This is a genomic window from Actinomyces sp. ICM47 (genome assembly GCF_905369875.1).
In the GTDB taxonomy this organism is placed as follows: domain Bacteria; phylum Actinomycetota; class Actinomycetes; order Actinomycetales; family Actinomycetaceae; genus Pauljensenia.
The window spans coordinates 1-18,196 of record NZ_CAJPJE010000009.1 but is presented as its reverse complement, the minus strand read 5'-3'; the positions used below and the strand labels follow the sequence as shown (position 1 = coordinate 18,196).

General features: G+C 63.9%; 14 protein-coding genes. 10 read left to right on the top strand and 4 right to left on the bottom strand.

Annotated features, from left to right (window positions below; translation table 11 throughout):
* Nucleotides 1-234 precede the first annotated feature (234 nt).
* The 3 genes from QZ149_RS03220 (at nucleotide 235) to QZ149_RS03210 (ending at nucleotide 3,340) form a co-directional block, all read left to right on the top strand.
* On the top strand, nucleotides 235-1,113 hold the full coding sequence (locus tag QZ149_RS03220) for an AAA family ATPase (protein WP_291449855.1): 879 nt from the start codon (nucleotides 235-237) through the stop codon (nucleotides 1,111-1,113).
* 174 nt (nucleotides 1,114-1,287) lie between these two features.
* Nucleotides 1,288-2,565 carry a ParB/RepB/Spo0J family partition protein gene (locus QZ149_RS03215; protein WP_291449854.1) on the top strand — a complete coding sequence of 426 codons (1,278 nt, stop codon included), beginning with the start codon at nucleotides 1,288-1,290 and terminating at the stop codon, nucleotides 2,563-2,565.
* Between the two features lie 145 nt (nucleotides 2,566-2,710).
* Entirely contained in the window at nucleotides 2,711-3,340 is a 630-nt protein-coding gene (locus QZ149_RS03210; RefSeq protein WP_291449853.1) for an HAD family phosphatase, read from the top strand.
* 437 nt (nucleotides 3,341-3,777) lie between these two features.
* Here the strand turns inward: QZ149_RS03210 and QZ149_RS03205 are convergent, their stop codons facing one another.
* Entirely contained in the window at nucleotides 3,778-4,815 is a 1,038-nt protein-coding gene (locus QZ149_RS03205; protein WP_291449852.1) for a D-alanine--D-alanine ligase, read from the bottom strand.
* A 23-nt stretch (nucleotides 4,816-4,838) separates the two neighbouring features.
* Nucleotides 4,839-6,167 carry a PLP-dependent aminotransferase family protein gene (locus tag QZ149_RS03200; protein ID WP_009647655.1) on the bottom strand — a complete coding sequence of 443 codons (1,329 nt, stop codon included), beginning with the start codon at nucleotides 6,165-6,167 and terminating at the stop codon, nucleotides 4,839-4,841.
* A 231-nt stretch (nucleotides 6,168-6,398) separates the two neighbouring features.
* On the opposite strand from QZ149_RS03200, the gene QZ149_RS03195 reads away from it, so the two are divergent.
* From QZ149_RS03195 to QZ149_RS03165, 7 genes are all read left to right on the top strand, one after another.
* A complete protein-coding gene (locus QZ149_RS03195; RefSeq protein ID WP_291449851.1) occupies nucleotides 6,399-6,701 on the top strand; it encodes a hypothetical protein in 303 nt (100 codons plus the stop codon).
* Nucleotides 6,702-6,710: 9 nt separating this feature from the next.
* Nucleotides 6,711-7,229 carry a DUF6301 family protein gene (locus QZ149_RS03190; RefSeq protein WP_291449850.1) on the top strand — a complete coding sequence of 173 codons (519 nt, stop codon included), beginning with the start codon at nucleotides 6,711-6,713 and terminating at the stop codon, nucleotides 7,227-7,229.
* A gap of 861 nt (nucleotides 7,230-8,090) precedes the next feature.
* Entirely contained in the window at nucleotides 8,091-10,361 is a 2,271-nt protein-coding gene (locus QZ149_RS03185; protein ID WP_291449849.1) for a TIGR03773 family transporter-associated surface protein, read from the top strand.
* Between the two features lie 17 nt (nucleotides 10,362-10,378).
* A complete protein-coding gene (locus QZ149_RS03180; RefSeq protein WP_366488144.1) occupies nucleotides 10,379-12,046 on the top strand; it encodes an anchored repeat ABC transporter, substrate-binding protein in 1,668 nt (555 codons plus the stop codon).
* Nucleotides 12,047-12,321: 275 nt separating this feature from the next.
* A complete protein-coding gene (locus QZ149_RS03175) occupies nucleotides 12,322-13,410 on the top strand; it encodes a choice-of-anchor M domain-containing protein (protein ID WP_291449847.1) in 1,089 nt (362 codons plus the stop codon).
* Nucleotides 13,407-14,126, top strand: coding sequence for an anchored repeat-type ABC transporter ATP-binding subunit (locus QZ149_RS03170; protein WP_291449846.1), 720 nt, complete (start codon nucleotides 13,407-13,409; stop codon nucleotides 14,124-14,126). Before QZ149_RS03175 ends, QZ149_RS03170 begins: the two co-directional genes overlap by 4 nt.
* Nucleotides 14,123-15,037 carry an anchored repeat-type ABC transporter permease subunit gene (locus QZ149_RS03165; RefSeq protein ID WP_291449845.1) on the top strand — a complete coding sequence of 305 codons (915 nt, stop codon included), beginning with the start codon at nucleotides 14,123-14,125 and terminating at the stop codon, nucleotides 15,035-15,037. Before QZ149_RS03170 ends, QZ149_RS03165 begins: the two co-directional genes overlap by 4 nt.
* A gap of 1,335 nt (nucleotides 15,038-16,372) precedes the next feature.
* Here QZ149_RS03165 and QZ149_RS03160 read toward each other — a convergent pair.
* Both QZ149_RS03160 and QZ149_RS03155 read right to left on the bottom strand, forming a co-directional pair.
* Entirely contained in the window at nucleotides 16,373-16,870 is a 498-nt protein-coding gene (locus tag QZ149_RS03160; protein WP_232204187.1) for a hypothetical protein, read from the bottom strand.
* A gap of 421 nt (nucleotides 16,871-17,291) precedes the next feature.
* Nucleotides 17,292-18,176 (bottom strand): DUF6318 family protein, encoded by an 885-nt coding sequence (locus QZ149_RS03155; RefSeq protein ID WP_291449844.1) that lies wholly within the window; start codon nucleotides 18,174-18,176, stop codon nucleotides 17,292-17,294.
* Nucleotides 18,177-18,196 lie beyond the last annotated feature (20 nt).

The window sequence follows — 18,196 nt, the reverse complement described above, 5'->3', positions numbered from 1 at the left end:
ATCACTTTATTGTGAGTGAGCCTTTCTTCTGCATGTTTTTGTGGTGCCGTTGCGTCATTTTGAAGCTTGTGTGATCGACCGACGCGGCCAGGAGAATCGATCCTACAGAACATTTTTTTGGTGTTCGATGCAATGTGTCGTGATTCCTGTGTGTATTCATGCATCGCGGGCTTTCGATACTGTTAGTGTCGGCGGTGGCCCGTAGACTAGAGGCAGTAGCTAGGAAGGTGTCACGTGACAGCAGAAAACGCCCCTCTGTCCTCTCAGATTGAACGCAACATCGCCGATTTGCGTATGCTCGCAAACGCTGAGTATCGCAAGCCGGCGTCCACGCGCATCATTGCAATCGCCAACCAGAAGGGCGGCGTCGGTAAGACGACCTCGGCCGTCAACCTGGCTGCTGGCCTTGCAATGGGTGGTCTGTCGGTGCTTGTTATCGACGCGGACGCGCAGGGCAACGCATCCAGCGCGCTTGGCGTCGCGCACCCCGTGGGCACACCATCGACGTATGACGTGATGATCGGGGGAGCGGAGCTGGAGGATGTTGTCCAGCCGTGTCCCGATGTCGAGGGCATCCTCGTGTGCCCGGCGACAATCGACCTATCGGGTGCCGAGATTGAACTGGTTGACGTGCCCGGGCGTGAGAGTCGCCTGAAGGCTGCGCTCAGCCGGTACGTGGCGGCGCATCATGAGATTGACATTATCCTCATTGATTGCCCGCCCTCGCTCGGCCTCGTGACGCTGAATGTCATGGTGGCTGCCGACGAGGTTCTGATCCCCATTCAGGCCGAGTACTACGCTCTCGAGGGCCTGAGCCAGCTCTGGAATACGGTCGAGCGCGTCGGTGCGAGCATGAATCCCGGCCTGCGCGTGTCGGGAATGCTCCTCACCATGTCCGACAAGCGCACCCGCCTGTCCGAGGAGGTCGAATCTGAGGTGCGTGCGCACTTCCCGCATCACACGTTCGAGACGGTGATTCCCCGCAGCGTTCGCATTTCCGAAGCCCCCAGCTACGCACAGACCGCCATTACGTACGATCCGCGCAACGTTGGTGCTATCGCATACCGAAAGGCCGCCCTCGAGCTGTGCGATCGGCTTGCCGCCGCATTGTAAAACAGTGTTTCACGTGAAACATTGGCCCGCAGCCTGGGTTCTCCGCAGTTTGGAACGTAGTCATCACGATTCGCGACCATAAGTTCAACAAAGTGATCAAAGCCGCTCATCACCTGAGCGCAATGCATTGTTTCACGTGAAACAATAAACGCACGCAATTGAAGGAGTTATGCAATGGCGGATGCAACACCGAAGACTGAGGGCCACAAGGGTGCTCGCAAGCACACCGGCCTCGGTCGCGGTCTTGGCGCTCTCATCCCTCAGGCAGGTGAGCAGAAGCCACCGACACCCCCCGCCCTTCCTGCACGTCCACTCGACGTCTTCTTCCCCGAAGGCCCTGCCGCCAGCGGTAGGGGAGGATCCGCAAAGGATCTCCTCCAGCCTAAGCGCGCCACGGCCTCGTCGAACAAGAAGCGCCACGCAATGCCTACCCTGGACATTGGCGCGGCACGCCGCACGGTGAATGCATCTAATCCTCTTGGCTCCGGGATCAATGGCTCAGCCCCCGACCAGAGTGGTTCTACCCCGCGTGTTGTGCCCGTCGAAACCGTCGCTCAGTCTATTCCAGATGTTTCACGTGAAACATCTGAGGAGAATGAGCTTCTGCCCGTGCCCGGGGCGTCCTTCGCCGAAATTGCTATCGATCAGATCGTCCCCAATGCGAAGCAGCCTCGTGAGGTCTTCGACGAGGATGACCTGAAGGAACTGTCCGCCTCCATTAAGGAGGTCGGTGTTCTCCAGCCCGTCGTCGTTCGCAACATTCCCGCCACCGGCCGTTCCGAGAAGCTCCAGGAGTACCTCGCCGACAAGCCCGACGCGCGTTACGAACTGATCATGGGCGAGCGCCGCCTGCGTGCCTCCGAGCTCGCCGGCGAGACCACGATTCCAGCGATCATCCGAGAGACCGACGACGGGGATCTACTCCGCGACGCGCTCCTCGAGAACCTCCACCGGGCCCAGCTCAACCCGCTGGAAGAAGCGAGCGCATACCAGCAGCTCATGGCCGATTTCGGTGCGACTCAGGAAGAACTCGCCAAGCGAATCGCCCGCTCGCGCCCGCAGATTGCCAACACCCTGCGCCTACTCAAGCTCCCCCCGACCGTCCAGAAGAAGGTGGCCGCACAAGTCATCACCGCGGGCCACGCCCGCGCCCTGCTGTCCCTCGACACAGCAGAAGACATGGAACGACTCTCGGAGCGCATCGTCGCGGAAGGCCTCTCAGTGCGCACCACTGAAGAGATCGTCCGAGTCGGCAAGGTCAAGGCCACCCCACGCCCGCGCGCCCGCAAGCAAGAACCCCTGTCTGCACTGGGAGAGAGCGTCGTGACGGCCCTGTCCGACGCGTACGACACGCGCGTCTCCATCACGGAAGGCCAAAAGAAGGGTCGAATCGTCATCGAATTCGCAGGAGCAGACGACCTCCAGCGAATCGCAGACCTTATTCTCCACTGAGTCAGCTTTGTACACGTCTCAGCAGATCAGCCGAAGTATGTTTCCAATTATACATTTTCCGGCCTAATCTGTGGCTCAAACTACGCTTAAACTACTCTTAAGGATCCGGCGTCGGATCCTCGCAGTACTAGAAGGAGCGAAAGGCATGCATGCCCCAGGCAGTTCGCGCACCGTGCTTTTCGATGTCGGGGGAGTCCTCGTTGACTCTCACCCCGATCCCGCTGTCATCGCCCGCATGCTCGGAGACGAATCGCGAGGCCTCACAACACTCGTCGACCAAGCAATGTGGACACACCGCGGCGACTACGACGCCGGTCTGTCTGATCGGGACTTTTGGGACCGTATCGCCGGCGACTGCGGACAGGACGAACCACCCGCAGACCTACTCAAAGCCCTCGTGGAACTCGATTCCTCACGTATGGCCGATGCAAACGAATCCACCCTCAGCCTCGTCCGCTTCCTGCGACACCAGGGCATACGCGTCGGTATCCTCTCCAACGCCCCGTACCCCATTGCAAAAGCAATCCGCCGCTCCGAATGGGGGAGCCTCTTCGACTTCTTCGCCTTCTCCTGCGACTACGGCATCTGCAAGCCCTCCCGCGGCATCTACCGCGACGTACTCCACCGCCTCGGAACTCCCGTCGAAGACGTTGCCTTCATCGACGACCGTCGCGAAAATGTTCGCGCCGCTGAACTGATGGGCGTCAAAGGAATCTTGTGGACAGGACCCGAACAGGCCGAGGCACGCCTCAAGGAACTCGGCTTCCTGTTCTGAGGCGCGCTTTCGCATTTTGTTGCGCGTGACGAGCGAATGTGTGCTGCTCATCCGTGCTTGGGGTACCTTCGGGTCCAGCCAGCTGTGTGAGTTTCGGTCGCCGCGGGGCCTGCCCGCCCGCTCGCCGTCCGCGCCGCGAGCCTTCGGCTCGGCGCGTCGTCTCGAAGCCCGGCCAGGCCCTGCAGGCCCCGCGGCGACCTCCACTTGGATGGTTGTGAAAAACAGTCAGACCCCGCGGCATCCTCCACTTGGACGGTCGATCTCAAAGCCCGGCCAGGCCCTGCCGACACCCCGGCACTGTAGTCGCCGCAGCGTTCCCCACGTAGACGGTTGAGATACCGCCAGAGATCCAACGCGGCTCGTTCTCGGAGACACGAAGGGCCCGGGAGGACAGCAGTCCTCCCGGGCCCGGTGCGTTTCGCAGGGGAGCAGTGTCGCTACTCGCCCTCGACGGGGGCGTCAGCGGAGTGTTCTGACTCCTCCGACGAATCGGCCGACTCGGCAGCATCATCCGCGGACCCATCAGCCACGCGACCACCCGCCACGAAATCAACGATGTCGGCGCACAGCTGTGCGAACGACGAATCCTCGAGCGCATCCGCCGCCTGGGGGAGAAGCGACGTATCCGTCATACCGGGCGCAACATTGGCGTCAATAAACCAGCACGTCCCATCCTCATCCACCACAAAATCCATGCGCGACAAGTCCCGCAGACCCAGCGTCGTGTGCGCCTCAACAGCCGCGGCCTGCATGTCAGCCAAGGCCTCGGGAGAGAAACGCGCCGGCACAAAATACTCCGACTCATCCGTCGTGTACCGCGCATCGTAATCGTAACGGCCATCATCCGTCGCAATCTCAACCGGGGGCAGAGCCACCGGCCCACCCTCCAGATCCACGACCGATACGGCCACATCGCGGCCCTCGATACGCTGTTCAACCATCAGGCGCTGGCCGTACGCAAACGCATCCACCATCGAACGACGCAACTGCTTCGCATCATGCGCCGTCGAAATACCCAGCGCCGAACCGCCATCCGTCGGCTTAATGACAACCGGGAACAACACCGACCCCTCCAGCGCAGACAGCACATTCGATGCACCCAGCTGGCGGAAAATCGCCTGCGGCAGCGTCACCCAACCCGGCGTCGCCAGCCCCGCTGAACCCAGCAGAGCCTTCGCCGTCGGCTTATTCGACGCCAACATCGACTGCACCGACGACGAACCCACAAAGGGGATCCCCACCGATTCCAGGAACGACTGCAACGAGCCGTCCTCGCCAATCGACCCATGCACGAGAGGCCAAATCACGTCAGGAGCGAACGACTCGATCGCCCCCGCCAGCGACGCATCCACATCCGAAATGACAACCTCGTAACCGGCCTGCGCCAGAATATTCGCGACGCGACGACCCGAACGCACCGACACATCACGCTCATGCGTCAACCCGCCCGAAATAATCAGAACCTTCGTAGCCATAGTGTTGTTACTCCTTCGCAACCTTAACGAGCCGACCCAGCCCCGGCCTCATCCGTTGAAGCAGTGCCGAACATGTCAACCATTTCCTTCTCAGCGTTGACGACCGTCGAGAGGCGGCGCACGCCCTCGCGGATTCTTTCCGGGGTGGGGTAACAGAACGACAAGCGCATGTGATTCGACCCCTGCCCGTCGTAGAAGAACGCCGTACCCGACACGTAAGCGACCTGGGCGCGCACCGCGCGCGGCAGCATTGCCTTCGCATCCAAACCCTCAGGCAGAGTCACCCACGTGTAGAAGCCACCGTCTGGCACCGTCCACGAGCACGACGGCATGAACTCCTCAAGCGCCGTCAGCATTGCGTGAGCGCGCTCCGCGTACATCGAGCGGAACGTCTTCACCTGCCCGTACCAGTCGTAGCTGCCCAAATAATCCGCGATCGCCATCTGACCCACCATCGACGGGCACAGGATCGCCGACTCGAGCGCCAGGACCAGCTTCGCGCGGATCGCATGCGGCGCGTACGCCCAGCCGATGCGGAAGCCCGGCGCGAACATCTTCGAGAACGAACCCAGGTACACGACCCCCTCCGGGCTGTACGAGGCGATGGCCGGCAGGGGATCACTGTGGAAGCCGAGCAGGCCATACGGGTTGTCTTCGACGATGAGGACGTGCTCGCGCAGGCAGATCTCCGCGATGATCGGGCGGCGCTCCGCCGACAGGGTCACACCCGCCGGGTTGTGGTAGTTCGGGATGATGTAGATGAACTTGATCGTCCGACCCGACGCCCGCACGTTGCGGATTGTCTCAGCCAAGGCCTCGGGAATGATGCCGTGCTCATCCATCGGCACGTGCACGACGTCCGCCTGGCGCGCGCGGAACACGCCGAGCGCGCCCACGTACGAGGGGGCCTCGGCGAGGATGACGTCGCCCGGGTTCACGAAGAGTTCGGTGACGAGGTCGAGTGCCTGCTGGCTGCCCGTCGTTACCACGACGTCGTCCGGGTCGGCACCGACGATACCGTCGTAGCTCATGACCTCCGTGATGTGTTCGCGCAGGACCTCCCAGCCCTGGCCGTTGCCGTACTGCATGGCCTGCGCGCCGTGGTTGCGGATCAGCTTTTCCGCGGACGCCGCGAGCTTATCGAGGGGGAGATCCTTCAGGTTCGGCATGCCGCCCGCGAGGGAAACGACCTCGGGGCGGGAGACGACCGAGAAGAGGGCGCGGATCTCGGATGCGCGCAGGTTCAGGGCTTGGTCCGCGTAGACGTCGTACCAGGGGTCGAGGCGGTTGCCCTGCGTGCGCGACGAGCCGGACGAGGCCGGGGTCGCTCCGTGTGTTGAAGGCTGAGTCAATGGGTGCCATCCTTTGCGTGGAGTCGCGTTATGCGTATAGGTAAAGTGTGCCACTTTCCTGGCCGCACGGGGCGACGAGGCCCGGGTGACGGTCACATGTTTCACGTGAAACATTGTCGGTGGCGCGGCCGGTGTTCCGGGTGCCGCGTGGGTCTGGCCGGGGGCGTAGGTGGTCCGGGCACTGGTAGTGGTCGCGTGGACGCGATCGGGTACCGGCCTGGGGAGTTGCATGTGGGGGAGTGCAAGGGCGGCACGAGTGCCAAGGTCGGGACCTATGAGGTTGATGGGGGCAAGGTTGAGCAGGGGTCGGCTGCCTACGTGGGGGATCGCCTGGCCACGGACGTGGATTTTCACCAGAAGATGCGTGAGAACCCGGCGTTGTGGGAGGCCATCAAGGACGGGTGCGTCACGGTGCATTCCGATATCGTGATTGCCCGCAGTGGGAACGCTGGGAGAATAGACTTTAAGACCGTGCCGATTGTGCTGGACCCGGCCCACATTTCCCGCATCGACCAGGCCATCAAGGGTCACTAGAGGAGGATCATGTCCTTTGAGTTCACCGTGTTGTCTGATGATCGTTTCATCGAGATACTCCAGGCGTGGGTGGACTCACCCTGGCCCAAAACAGCCGAAGACGGCTACGCCCTACGCGACCGCTTCGGATGGACACAGAAGGAAGGGAAGCCCAACGTCTTTACTTCTGACGTTCACCCAATAGGGTTTCCTTGTTACTTCACCAAAGGGAGTGGCTCGATCGGAACGTTCAGTTTTTTGATCACTGATATTGCGCCTGAGGAGGCTTGGGGGTATTCGTTGGAGCCGGCGAAGGTGATTTATCGGCATTTCTGTGAGATTTTGACGCGCCGGTATGGGAAGGCGAAGCAGCGTAGTAGTAAGAAGGAGCGTTATCGTTCTACTTTTGTTACCCCGCTGGGCGTGGGCGTGAGTGTGGGCGGCAATGATGCTCTGGTCAGCTGCATTGTTGAGTCTCCTGAGGAGATGTTTATTGTGAGCGAGTACCAGCGTCTTGTTGCCAAGGGGTACATCTCAGAGGACGAGTAGCCGCGGCTAGCCGTGGCTGGTCTCAACCGGGGGCGCGCACGCGGATTGTTTCACGTGAAACAATCCCGGCTCTCCGGCTCAGTGCAGACGCGGATAGGGCTAGGAAGTGGCCGACGTGTCGATAGGTGAACTAGCTGCTGACAGCGACGAAGCAGAAGGAGAGCGAGCGGATCCGCCCGATGGACTTGCCGGTCATGGGGGAGTAGGGAAGTCGTCAGGAAAGGTCTGCCCGTAGCTTTCAGGAGCATCGTCGCAACTGGATACAAAAAGTCCGCAGCCCAGAAGGGTCGGCGGACTTGCGCTACTCCGGCCGAGCCGGAAGTGCTCAGTGGCGGTCGGCCTTGCGCGAACGCTTCGCGTCGGCGAGCTCGTTGAGCTGGTCGATGTGGGCCTGGGCAACCATGACGTCGATGGTGGAGAACATGAGTGGGCTCCTCGTGGGATCGTATTGGTGATTGTGTCCCTGCTTGACGAGGCCGGGGATCGCCCGGCGGTTCTCGTACGTGGAGCGCGCCAACGCGGGTAGCGTCAGCGCGACCCTGCGTATCAAACAAGAAAAAGCGCCGGACGAGCTTGGCAGCTGTGTCAGGCGCTTAACGGCTATAGTTTATGCCTCGGTTTTTTGGCAATCAATCGTTCGGACAGTTAGATCCGTCGCAGCGAGAATCAAGCAATTGCAAAGGAAAAACGCTGTCAGCATAGCTTTCGAGCGATGGTGAGTGGATACAAGTCACTGCGTAGACGGTCTGGTTGTGCAGAACAGGTATTTTGAGGGGTGTTTGTGGTGGGAGTGGTGGCGGGGGCGTCGTGCCAGGACTAGAATGATAACGATTTTCATTCAAGACAGTATCTAGAGGACCCATGAACCCCACGACATACAGGAGCCCGGGCCGCGTAGCTGCCCGGGCCCTCGCCGCAATGAGCCTCGCGGCAGCATCCTTCCTTGCACCAACAGGAGCGCACGCCGCCGACGAGGCAGGCACTGGACTCGACTCCGCCACCGAAACAGCAGCAGCCGAGGAAGTGGCACACGAAGCCTCCGACGCCTCCAACACCCAGGCAGACAACGCAGCCACAACCGACGCGGCCACCACAGTTACGTCCGACGCAGCCACCGACAACGCAGCCACCACAGTTACAACCGATGCGGCCGCCGACAACGCAGCCACCACAGTTACAACCGATGCGGCCGCCGACAACGCAGCCACCACAGTTACAACCGATGCGGCCGCCGACAACGCAGAAGCGGCCGCGACGAATTCGATCGCGCTGGAGTCGGTTGCGACGGACGCCGCCACGGCCTCGGGAACCGGGGGAGTGACCACCTGCGACGTCATGCGCACCCCGCCCGACGGCACCACCGCCACCCTGAACCGCGGCCACGCCGACATCTTCGACCTCACCTCTGACGCGGCCGGTGCGCTCACCCTGCGCATCAAGGAGGACGCCACCGGCTCCGGTGTCCTGCGCGAACCCGAGCAGACCCTCCTCGCGATCCCCGCGAGCACGCTCACCCAGATTCCCGACGCCGTCAGCCAGACGACCGGCGCGCCCGCCGCCGCGTACCTACTCGGCCAGTCCGGCGACAACCAAGCCACCGTCCTGTGGCCCGGGTGGGACACCCTGGGCATCGCCGCCGGCGGATACGACGCCGCGCGCTTCCACATCACCTACTCCGGGCCAGCCGACGGGCGCATCTACGCCTTCACATCCAGCTTCGCAGAAGGCCTGAAGGCGGTCACAGCCGACGGCAGCTACGACCTGGCCCCGGGCGGCGACGACATCGACCAGCCCTACGCCGCCCACAAGCACGTCAACTGGCTGTTCACGCGCGCCGGCCGCTACACGCTGACCGTCCAAGCCAGCGCCTGGACCCCCGGCAACACCGGCACCGCCAACGCCGTCGCACCCACCCGCACCTACACGATCGACGTGGCTGACGAAGCCGCGTGCCTCGCCGAGGCCGGCCTTACCCCCGGCGGTAATGGCAACCCCGCAGCCCCCGCACCCGGCGTCGACCCAGGTTCCACGGATGCCCAGTCGGGAGCCGGGCAGTCGGGCGCTGACGGGGATTCGGCCCCGGACACCACAGACCGCTCCGCTTCCGACACCGGCGCTGGAGCGAACGACCCCGCCCAGACCTCGGGCACAGGTCTGGGCGCGGGCAGCAGCGGGGGAGCGGGCACAACCTATGGCGTCACCACCTCAGGCACCACGACCTCGGGCGCTCGCACCACCACGTCGTCAGGCGAACGCTGCATCCCCACCCGCGTCACCCGCGAGGCAACGGGAACCGAATCTGCTGCCCCGGCCTCGTCCCAAGCTCCCGCCAACACCGCGCGCACCACGCTGACCGTCAGCGTCGGCGAGGGTGCATCCGGTAACGCGACCGAGGGACACTTCGACCTGGGGCCCGCCATCGAAAACGGAAGCCTCGTCGCCCGCATCAAAGACGACCGTACGCAGCCCGCGCAGTGGGTGGACCCATCAACCCTGACTTTCGCACTCGGTGAGGCCGCGCGCATCACCGCGCCCGCAGACCTCGGCTTCGTTGCCACCGCCGGCTCCAGCGTGTGGCTCATCCCTTCCACCCAAATCGCGGGCGTGCCGTGGCTGGGCCTGAACTCCCAGCGCGAAGAGATCGTCACCGGAACCACCGGCGGCGTCCAATTCACCCTCGACGCCGTCGAAGGACCCGGCCGTGTCGCCGTCTTTAACGCGGGCGCGCTCGGCTCCGGCGTCGGCGAGCACGTGTTCGATGGGCCCGGCTCCAGCTACACGCTCGGCCCCAACACGCACGCCCACCAGAACTGGGTGTTCACCGCGCCCGGCACCTACACGCTCACCATCTCCATGCGCGTCACCCCCACCGGTGCGGCCCTGACCGGCTCCGGCTACGGCAGCAGCGGCGAAGTCACCGCCACCGGCGCACTCGGCACGAGCAGCCGACCCATGGCATCCCAGGTCGTCGGCCGCACCGCCTCCGGCAAAGACTGCGACCTCTCCCTGGCCATCACCGGCGCCGACACCATCCCGCTGGCCGTCGTCTCGCTCACGTGGGCGCTGACCGGCGCGGCCTGCGTGTGGGTCAGTTCGATCGGCCGACGCAGAAACGCGCGAGCGTTCTCGTGAGCACTCATTCACGAGGCATCCTCTCCTTCCTCCCCCGCCACCCCTCCCGTGGGTGGCGGGGGAGTGGGTGTGGACTCGCCGCAGCAACGTTCGCGCTTACGGCGGGGGTCGCCGGGTGCGCGCCTGCGCCCGACCCCGCTCACGATGGCGAGCTGCGCGTCGTCGCCACGACCGGCATCCTTGCCGACCTCGTCCGCAACGTCGCCGGAGACCGCGCCCACGTCACCCAGATGGTCCCCAACGGGGCAGACCCACACTCGTGGGAACCCTCCCTGCGCACCATCCGCGACGTCGCCTACGCGGACATTGCCTTCTCCAACTACCTCATGCTCGAAGAACACGCCCTCATCCGCGCCCTCGACTCCAACCTGCCCGCCGGCTCACGCTCCGTCTCCGTCGCCGAAGAGGCCGCCAAAAACGGTGCCACCATCCTTCCCCTTGTCGAAGATCGAGCCCTCGACACCCCGTGGCTCGGCATGCGCGTGTGGGGCGACGGCACCGACATGGGAGCCACCCGCGCCTCGCAGATCGACCTGACGACCACCGGCATCGATGGGCCCGGCCAGGCCGCCGCGTACCTCACCACGTCGTTCGGGCAGCCCGAGATCGCCTTCGCCTCCTCCGACGGCTTCAACGCGGCAGGCGGATACGACACCGACACCGCGCAGCTGCCCGCCGACGCCCACCAACACATGAGCTGGGCGTTCACCGCCCCCGGCGTGTACCGCGTCCACTTCCGCGCCAACCTGCGCACCACCCCCGGTGCCACCCCCGCACCCGTCGGGGAAGGCACCGCCGTCTTCGCCGTCGGCACCCCGCCCGAAGACATCGCCGCCGCCGAAGGACGCCGCGTCCTCTCCGCCGGCCACGCTGACATCACCGTCAACCTCACCACCAAGCGCGTCGAACTCGCCTCCGACGCCGACGCGCTTAGCGGGGACGAGGCCTCGGCCCCCTGCGTCGGCGCATCCAGCGCCGGGTCGGTCGTCGCCTCCACCATGGAATGCACAGACCTCGACCACGTCGTCATCGAAGTGCCCACCCGCGCGCTCACGACCATCCCCGGTGAGACCTCGTTCCGATTCATCGGCGAGCTCGGCACCAACGTGTACATGCTGCCCCAAGCAGTCCTTGGCAAGCACGTCCACGGCGACATCGACCCCCACCTATGGCACGACGTCCACAACGCCCAAGCCTACGTGCGCGTCATCCGCGACTCTCTGATCTCCGTCGACCCGGGCGGCGAGGCCACCTACCGGACCAACGCCGCCGCCTACCTGACGCGCCTCGACGAACTCGACGCCACCATGGCCTCGACCATCGCGACAATCCCATCCGAGCGACGCAAACTCGTCACCACCAACGACGCGTACGCCTACCTGGCGAACGCCTACGGACTCACCGTCGCCGGATTCGTCGCACCCAACCCCAGCGTCGAACCCTCCATCGCCGACCGGATCAAACTCCAAGCCACCCTGTCCGACTCCTCAATCCCCGCGGTGTTCCTCGAACCCAACCTGGCGCGCACCCGCTCCACCCTGCGCACCGCCGCCACCGACGCGGGCGTGAACATCTGCCCCCTCTACGGCGACACCCTCGACGACCAAGCACCCACCTACATCGACATGATGCAACACAACGCCCGCTCACTGGCACGCTGCCTGGGCGGCAAGGAGATGCCATGAAACTCTTTTCTTCCCAGTCTGCTGACGGCCGTCGGCTCTTCGCCACGGGACTACCTCTTCCGGCTGACGCGGGGCCTGCCCGCCCGCTCGCCGCCACGCCACGAGCATCGCTCGGCGTGTCGTCTCGAAGCCCGGCCAGGCCCTGCAGGCCCCGCGCCGACCTCATGTGGCAAACCATCATGCCGCCCACGGAACAGAGTGGGCGGGCGTCTCATCTCGAAGCCCAGCCAGGCCCTGTCGCTGTCCCCGGGGCTAGCCGACGGCCCCGTCTAGGCATGACGCTGAGTGCCCTGCTCGTGTCAGCTCTCCTCTTCATCGTGGGTGCCCCCTCTTCTGTTGCTGACCCGAGTCCCGACCCCGACCTCGCGCAAAGCGTCGCCGCGCACGAGGAGTGGTCGAATGAGGCCAGCGAGATCAGCGCCGGACACGTCGATCTCGGTCCCCGACTGATCGACGGGCAGTGGCGGGCCGGACTGCGCCACGACGCCGAGAGCGGTGCCGTGTGGCGCGACCCCAACCAGACCGTCCTGCGGGTCAGCGACGCGGCCATCATGACCGCGCCCGACTCCGCCGACTACCCCTTCCTGGCCGACGTCGCGGGCAAGCCCGTCCACGTCATCCCCCAGACGCAGAACCCGAGCGTCGTATGGCTCGGATGGAACACGCAGGATCCCGCCGTCACGGCCACTATCGACCGCGGCCTCACCATGCGCGTCGGCCCCGTGAGAGGCCCCGGCCGCGCGTGGCTGTTCCTCCAGTCCGGCACCTTCGGCAAGCCCCTCCTGCTCGCCGACTCGGGTGCCGCCCCCGGCGACGTGTGGATCGACTCGGGCACGCACGTGCACGCCAACTGGGCGTTCTCCGCCCCCGGTACCTACACGGCGACCGTGACCTTCCTGGGCACGACCACCGCCGGCGAGGCCGTGGCCGCTTCCACGACCCTGCGCTTCGCCGTGGGCGACGCCGCTTCCGCGTCCGAAGCCCTGGCCATGGCTGCGCCCGCCGCTTCCGGTTCTGGTTCCGCAGTTCCGTCTGTGGGCACCTCCCAGGGCCCCGGCTCCTCCGAGTCGACGTCGTCCTCGCCCGAGGGCGGCTTGCCCGACTGGGCCTTCCTCGCGATCATCGTCAGCGTCGCCCTCTCCCTCCTCGTGATCGGCGCGCTCGTCGTTGCACGCTCGCGCCGCAGCCGCGCCGAACAGGCCGCCGCCATCGCCGAGGCCGACTCCCTCCTCTCACCCCTGCCCGCCACCCGGGGTGAGGGGAACGAGGAAGCAGCCACGGCCTCGTCCCAGAGTGCCGGAGCACCCGGCGCGGGCGAGAGCGGTGAGGGCAACGGCCTCGGCAATGGGGGAGGGGAGCAGTGAGCCAGCTGCGCGTCACCTCTTTGGGGGCGTCCCTGGGTGGGCGCAGCGTCCTGACGGGCGTCGACCTGGAGGTCGAGGCCGGGGAACTCGTCGGACTGATCGGACCCAACGGCGCCGGGAAGACCACGCTGATCCGCTCGATCCTGGGGCTCATCCCCTCCAGCGGCAGTGTCGAGACCGACGGCGCGATCGGCTACGTGCCGCAGCGCCACGAGTTCGCGTGGGACTTCCCGATCAGTGTCCGCGACGCCGTCCTGCAGGCCGTCACCGTGCGGCGCGGGCTGCTCGGGCGCGCGCGGACGCCGCACTTCCGCGCCGTCGAGGAGGCCCTGTCCCTCGTCGGCATGCGCGACCTCGCGAAGCGACCCATTGGTGAGCTGTCCGGTGGGCAGCGCCAGCGCGTCCTCGTTGCCCGGGCCCTCGCGATCCGGCCCGCCGTGCTGCTCCTCGACGAGCCCTTCACCGGCCTCGACATGCCCACCCAGGAGATGCTCATGGACCTGTTCCGCGCGCTTGCCGACGGGGGGCGCGCCCTCCTCATGACGACGCACGACCTCATCGGCGCGCGCGCCGGCTGCGACCGCCTCTACCTGCTGCGGCGCACGATCATCGCGTCCGGGCGACCCGACGAACTCGCCGACGCTGACCCGTGGATCCGCGCCTTCGACGTGCGACCCGACAACCCGATCCTCGACGCCCTAGGAGTGCACGCATGAGCGCCGTGATCCACGCGGGCGGCCACGGCCTCGTCGCCGCGGCGGACTTCCTGAGCCCCTACGACTTCTTCCGCGACCTGACGAACCCCGCGCTGGCGTTCCTGCCGCGCGCGCTGCTCATCGCGGTCGTCGCGGCGCTCGTGTGCGGCAGCGTCGGCGTGCATGTCGTCCTGCGCGGCATGGCGTTCATCGGGGATGCCGTCGCGCACTCCGTGTTCCCCGGCCTGGCCATCGCGTTCGTGTGCGGAGGATCCCTGGTGTTCGGCGGTGCCCTCGCGGGAGTCGTGACCGCCGTGCTGGTGGCGCTGTTGGCACAGAATCGGCGGCTCAAGGAGGACTCCGTCATCGGCGTGCTTTTCGTGGGCGCCTTCGCGCTCGGTGTCGCGATCATCGCGCGGGCACCCGGGTACGCGGGGAGCCTGCAGGACTTCCTGTTCGGGTCGATCACGGGCATCCCGGCGTCGGATGTGCCCGTGGTGATGGGCGGCGCTTTGTTCGTGCTGCTCATGCTGTTCCTGGCGCACCGACCCATTGTGGCCGTGACCTTGGACCGCGAGAGCGCGCGGGCGGCGGGCGTGCACGTGCTGCTCGCGGACCTTTCCCTGTATGTCGCCGTGGCCCTGGCCGTCGTGATTTCCGTGCAGACGATCGGTAACGTGCTGGTGCTGGCACTGCTCGTGACCCCCGCGGCGACCGCGCGGCTCCTGTGCGACCGCCTATGGACGATGATGATCCTGTCGCCGGCCCTGGGGGCGTCGGGCGGCCTGGTGGGCCTGTACCTGTCGTGGTCGCTGGACGTTCCCACGGGTGCCACGATCGTCCTGGTGCTCACCGCATGCTTCGTGCTTGCCTGGGTCTTCGCGCCGAGGCATGGGGTCCTCGCGCGCACCCTGCGGGAGAGACGGGGGTGAGGTATTGCTGTTGGTTGCGCGGCGCAGGTGCGCGTGACTCATTGAGCGGGGTGCTGCCGAGGGGCGGCACCCCGCTTGTTGTTCGCCGTGGTTGAGTGCGTGCTTGGTGTGTGGTTGCGCGTTTGCGGGCGTGCGGGGGTGCCTGTAGGTGCAGGCGCCGAATGATTTACGTGAAACAATTCGAGGATGACGGCCGATTTGAGCCGAGGCGTGGGCGGGTGAGCGGGCTTGAACCTGGGCTTATGCGGTTGCTCGGGTGGTGTGCGGCATTGCTTGTGCTGCCCGTCGAGCGAGTGGTGAGACTGTTAGGCGTGGAGTGATTGTTTCACGTGAAACACATGTTCATGGGGATGGTATCTGTTCCCGTTGTAGCCTCGAGGTTGGGGTGTCGCTTGATTCTATGAATCGAAGATGTCCCTCTATGGGGTTCTATGGCGCAAAAATGGGCGTCTATGAGTTATGAAGGGGCCTCTATGACATAGAAACCCCCTTCTATGTCATAGAAATGGGGTTCTATGAGATAGAAAGATGCTTCTATGAACTGAAGTGAGTGGCGGGGTTGAATCCATGGTTGACGCGGATTGCGCTGTGATCGCATCGGGTGTCCTTCACGGTGCGTTTCCCGAATGCTGCGCTGATTCCGGGTGGGGACTTGACGTGGCTTGGCGGTCTCGGGCTGGAGGCGGCGACGGGTTTGAATAGGCGTCAGAAGGAAGCACTGGTTGACATGCGTCATGGGCGTACCTGGAGCAATGGGGAATATAGGGAGCATTTTGGTGTGACCGCTGAGGAAGCGCGCTCGGAGCTGCGCGACCTCGTGTCAAGAGGCCTGGTGACGTTCACGGGTCAGCGCCGCTGGGTGCGTTACGAGCTCGCTGTGAAACCGTGACCGTGGTGTGATGCTGTTCGGTGGCCTTAGGATGCCGGGATAGCTGCGGTGGTGATCTGGGGGAGTGATTCTCGGATTGATGCCCGTGTCGTCGTCGGTGACGAGGTTGATGCGGGGATTGTTTCACGTGAAACATTCTGGTGTTGGCGGGCTGTTCGCACTTGGGGGAGTGGGCTTGGTGATCTCAATCGGTATTTGTGCCGGGGATGGTGTACCTCTTGGCTGTAGGTCTACAGACTGACTGTCGGTGGATTGTAAGGTGTCGGATTGTGCTGATTGCGGGCGATCCTTGGCCTCGGCATTCGCCTTGGTGTTGAATGCCTGGAACCCAAGCAGGGATGCTGCGATGACTGTGGCGACGGTGATGACCGTGATGATTCAGGGATGCGCATTGCGTTGGTGAAACTGCGAGTCGCTCACGATTCTTTCCTCCCTTGAGCGCCCTGTTAGTGGCCTTGTTTTTCTTCCCAGGTGTCGGTGTTGTTGATGACCAGGTGGGACAGGGGGAATTTGCCGGTTGTTTCTGTGGTGGTGACGAGGCCGTTGATGGTTTGTGTTTCTCCGGTGAAGGGGTTGGTGGCGGTTCCACTCCACGTGGTGGTCAGGGTGATGTCGCGGTCTTCGTGGGGGTAGGGACCGTCCAACATGGAGCGCCAGCCTTGGGGTGGTGTGTAGTAGTGGCGGATCAGGTTCGGGTCGGTGTTTAAATCCATGCCCTCGGACCACACTGATCCTGTGGAGGTGGTGACCAGGTTGGGGGTGCCATCTCCCCAGTTCCATTCGTAGTTCGTGGCGGTGAGCGTGATCGTGATGTCGCGTCCCAGCAGGTTGATGACGTGTGTTTGGGTGGGGCTGGTGACCGCGACAATCGTGGGGATGAACTTGTTCGTGTAGGAGACCCCCAACGGTCGCTTATACAACCCGGCCCCGTCAGCGTGGATCACGGCTGCGGCTGAATAGAGAATGTCCCTCGTTGTAGGCAGCTTTTCGGGCAGAGGTGATTCAGGAGATTCTGGTGGTGGATAGGCGCATACTGCCACCTGCAACTTCAATGGCTGTGAAGGGTCGATAATGTCGAAACCGCAATGTTCCCAGTCAATATCAGAATCTGGGTCTGAGGCATGCGCAGATTGAGCCGTGCTCCAGGCCCTCTCGTCACCAACGGATGAGTCTGCAGCTTGCGGGAGTGCGTTTTCAATCTGCTGTTCGATCAATTGCGCATAAGTTGTTACTGATCGTCCGGATGCATCGGAACGCTGAGCGTATGGATCTGGCAGATCATCATCAAAGAATGCGTTAGCAGTAGAAGTTGTATTGACTAGAATGCATAGAGACAGGAGGCTTGCGAACACAGCGTGAATTGACTTATTTGCTAGCATCAGCGATCAAGCTTCCTTGAGTTTCGATCCAATGATCGTTTTGCCATGTCATATATAGCGTTAGTAGTGACTGATACTCTCGATCTCTCTTCACTATCTTCTGACCTTGGCACATGACCCCAGTCCTTGAGGAAAGCTGAAAGACAACTGCGATCGTGTTTGGGCGTACATCGTTTCCGTTCTCAGGAATGGGTTCAACACGAACGATGTGAGAGATTTCTGATTCACTCCCGTAAGCCCAGCCGTTCGAGTACAGCTCGGCAACGTCATCGGCGTAAGAGGTTGCAAAAGTTGAGTCGGGATCTGAAATGCCCAAAAGTGCTGAAGTGTCGCCCGTGTTCCAGGAGTATCCCATCAGCGCGTGGTAGTACTCGGCTGCGAGTTCTGCTCCTCGTTCGGTGTTTTCTTTGGCTTCTTCGGGTAGTTTTGGTTTGGTGTAGGTGGATGCGGCGTGTTCGGCGGGGCGCACGAGGATGCCGTCGGGTCCGATCTGGTAGCCGCCCGACATGGCTGCCTCGGTGGGACTCGACGCGGATGGTGCGGGCCTGGCGGCGGGCGTCGTTGTGGCTGCGACGGTGGGTTTCTCACCCCACGCGTGCCACCACCCCTCTGCGACGCCGTTGATGTAGACGGCGAAGACTGCTCCAACGACAAGCACAACGTAGGTGACGCGCATCCCCCAATAGAACGGCTCAACGTGCAGCCAGGCCCGCACCCTGGCCTTTACGTCCTTGGGGCGGTTGGCTCTCGCCTCGGCTCGATAGTCGGCCCACCGCTGACGCAGCGTGTATTTGCGCGGCATGGATTCGCGGCGGAACTGCTCCTCGTCCTCCTCAGTGACGGGCCGCTCGGACAACGGTGGAACCATCATGTTCTCTCACCCTCCACGAT

Coding starts and splice junctions, on each gene's coding strand:
- QZ149_RS03215 (WP_291449854.1), top strand. CDS start 1,288: ATGGCGGATGCAACACCGAAGACTGAGGGCCACAAGGGTGCTCGCAAG.
- QZ149_RS03210 (WP_291449853.1), top strand. CDS start 2,711: ATGCATGCCCCAGGCAGTTCGCGCACCGTGCTTTTCGATGTCGGGGGA.
- QZ149_RS03205 (WP_291449852.1), bottom strand. CDS start 4,815: ATGGCTACGAAGGTTCTGATTATTTCGGGCGGGTTGACGCATGAGCGT.
- QZ149_RS03190 (WP_291449850.1), top strand. CDS start 6,711: ATGTCCTTTGAGTTCACCGTGTTGTCTGATGATCGTTTCATCGAGATA.
- QZ149_RS03185 (WP_291449849.1), top strand. CDS start 8,091: ATGAACCCCACGACATACAGGAGCCCGGGCCGCGTAGCTGCCCGGGCC.
- QZ149_RS03175 (WP_291449847.1), top strand. CDS start 12,322: ATGACGCTGAGTGCCCTGCTCGTGTCAGCTCTCCTCTTCATCGTGGGT.
- QZ149_RS03165 (WP_291449845.1), top strand. CDS start 14,123: ATGAGCGCCGTGATCCACGCGGGCGGCCACGGCCTCGTCGCCGCGGCG.
- QZ149_RS03155 (WP_291449844.1), bottom strand. CDS start 18,176: ATGATGGTTCCACCGTTGTCCGAGCGGCCCGTCACTGAGGAGGACGAG.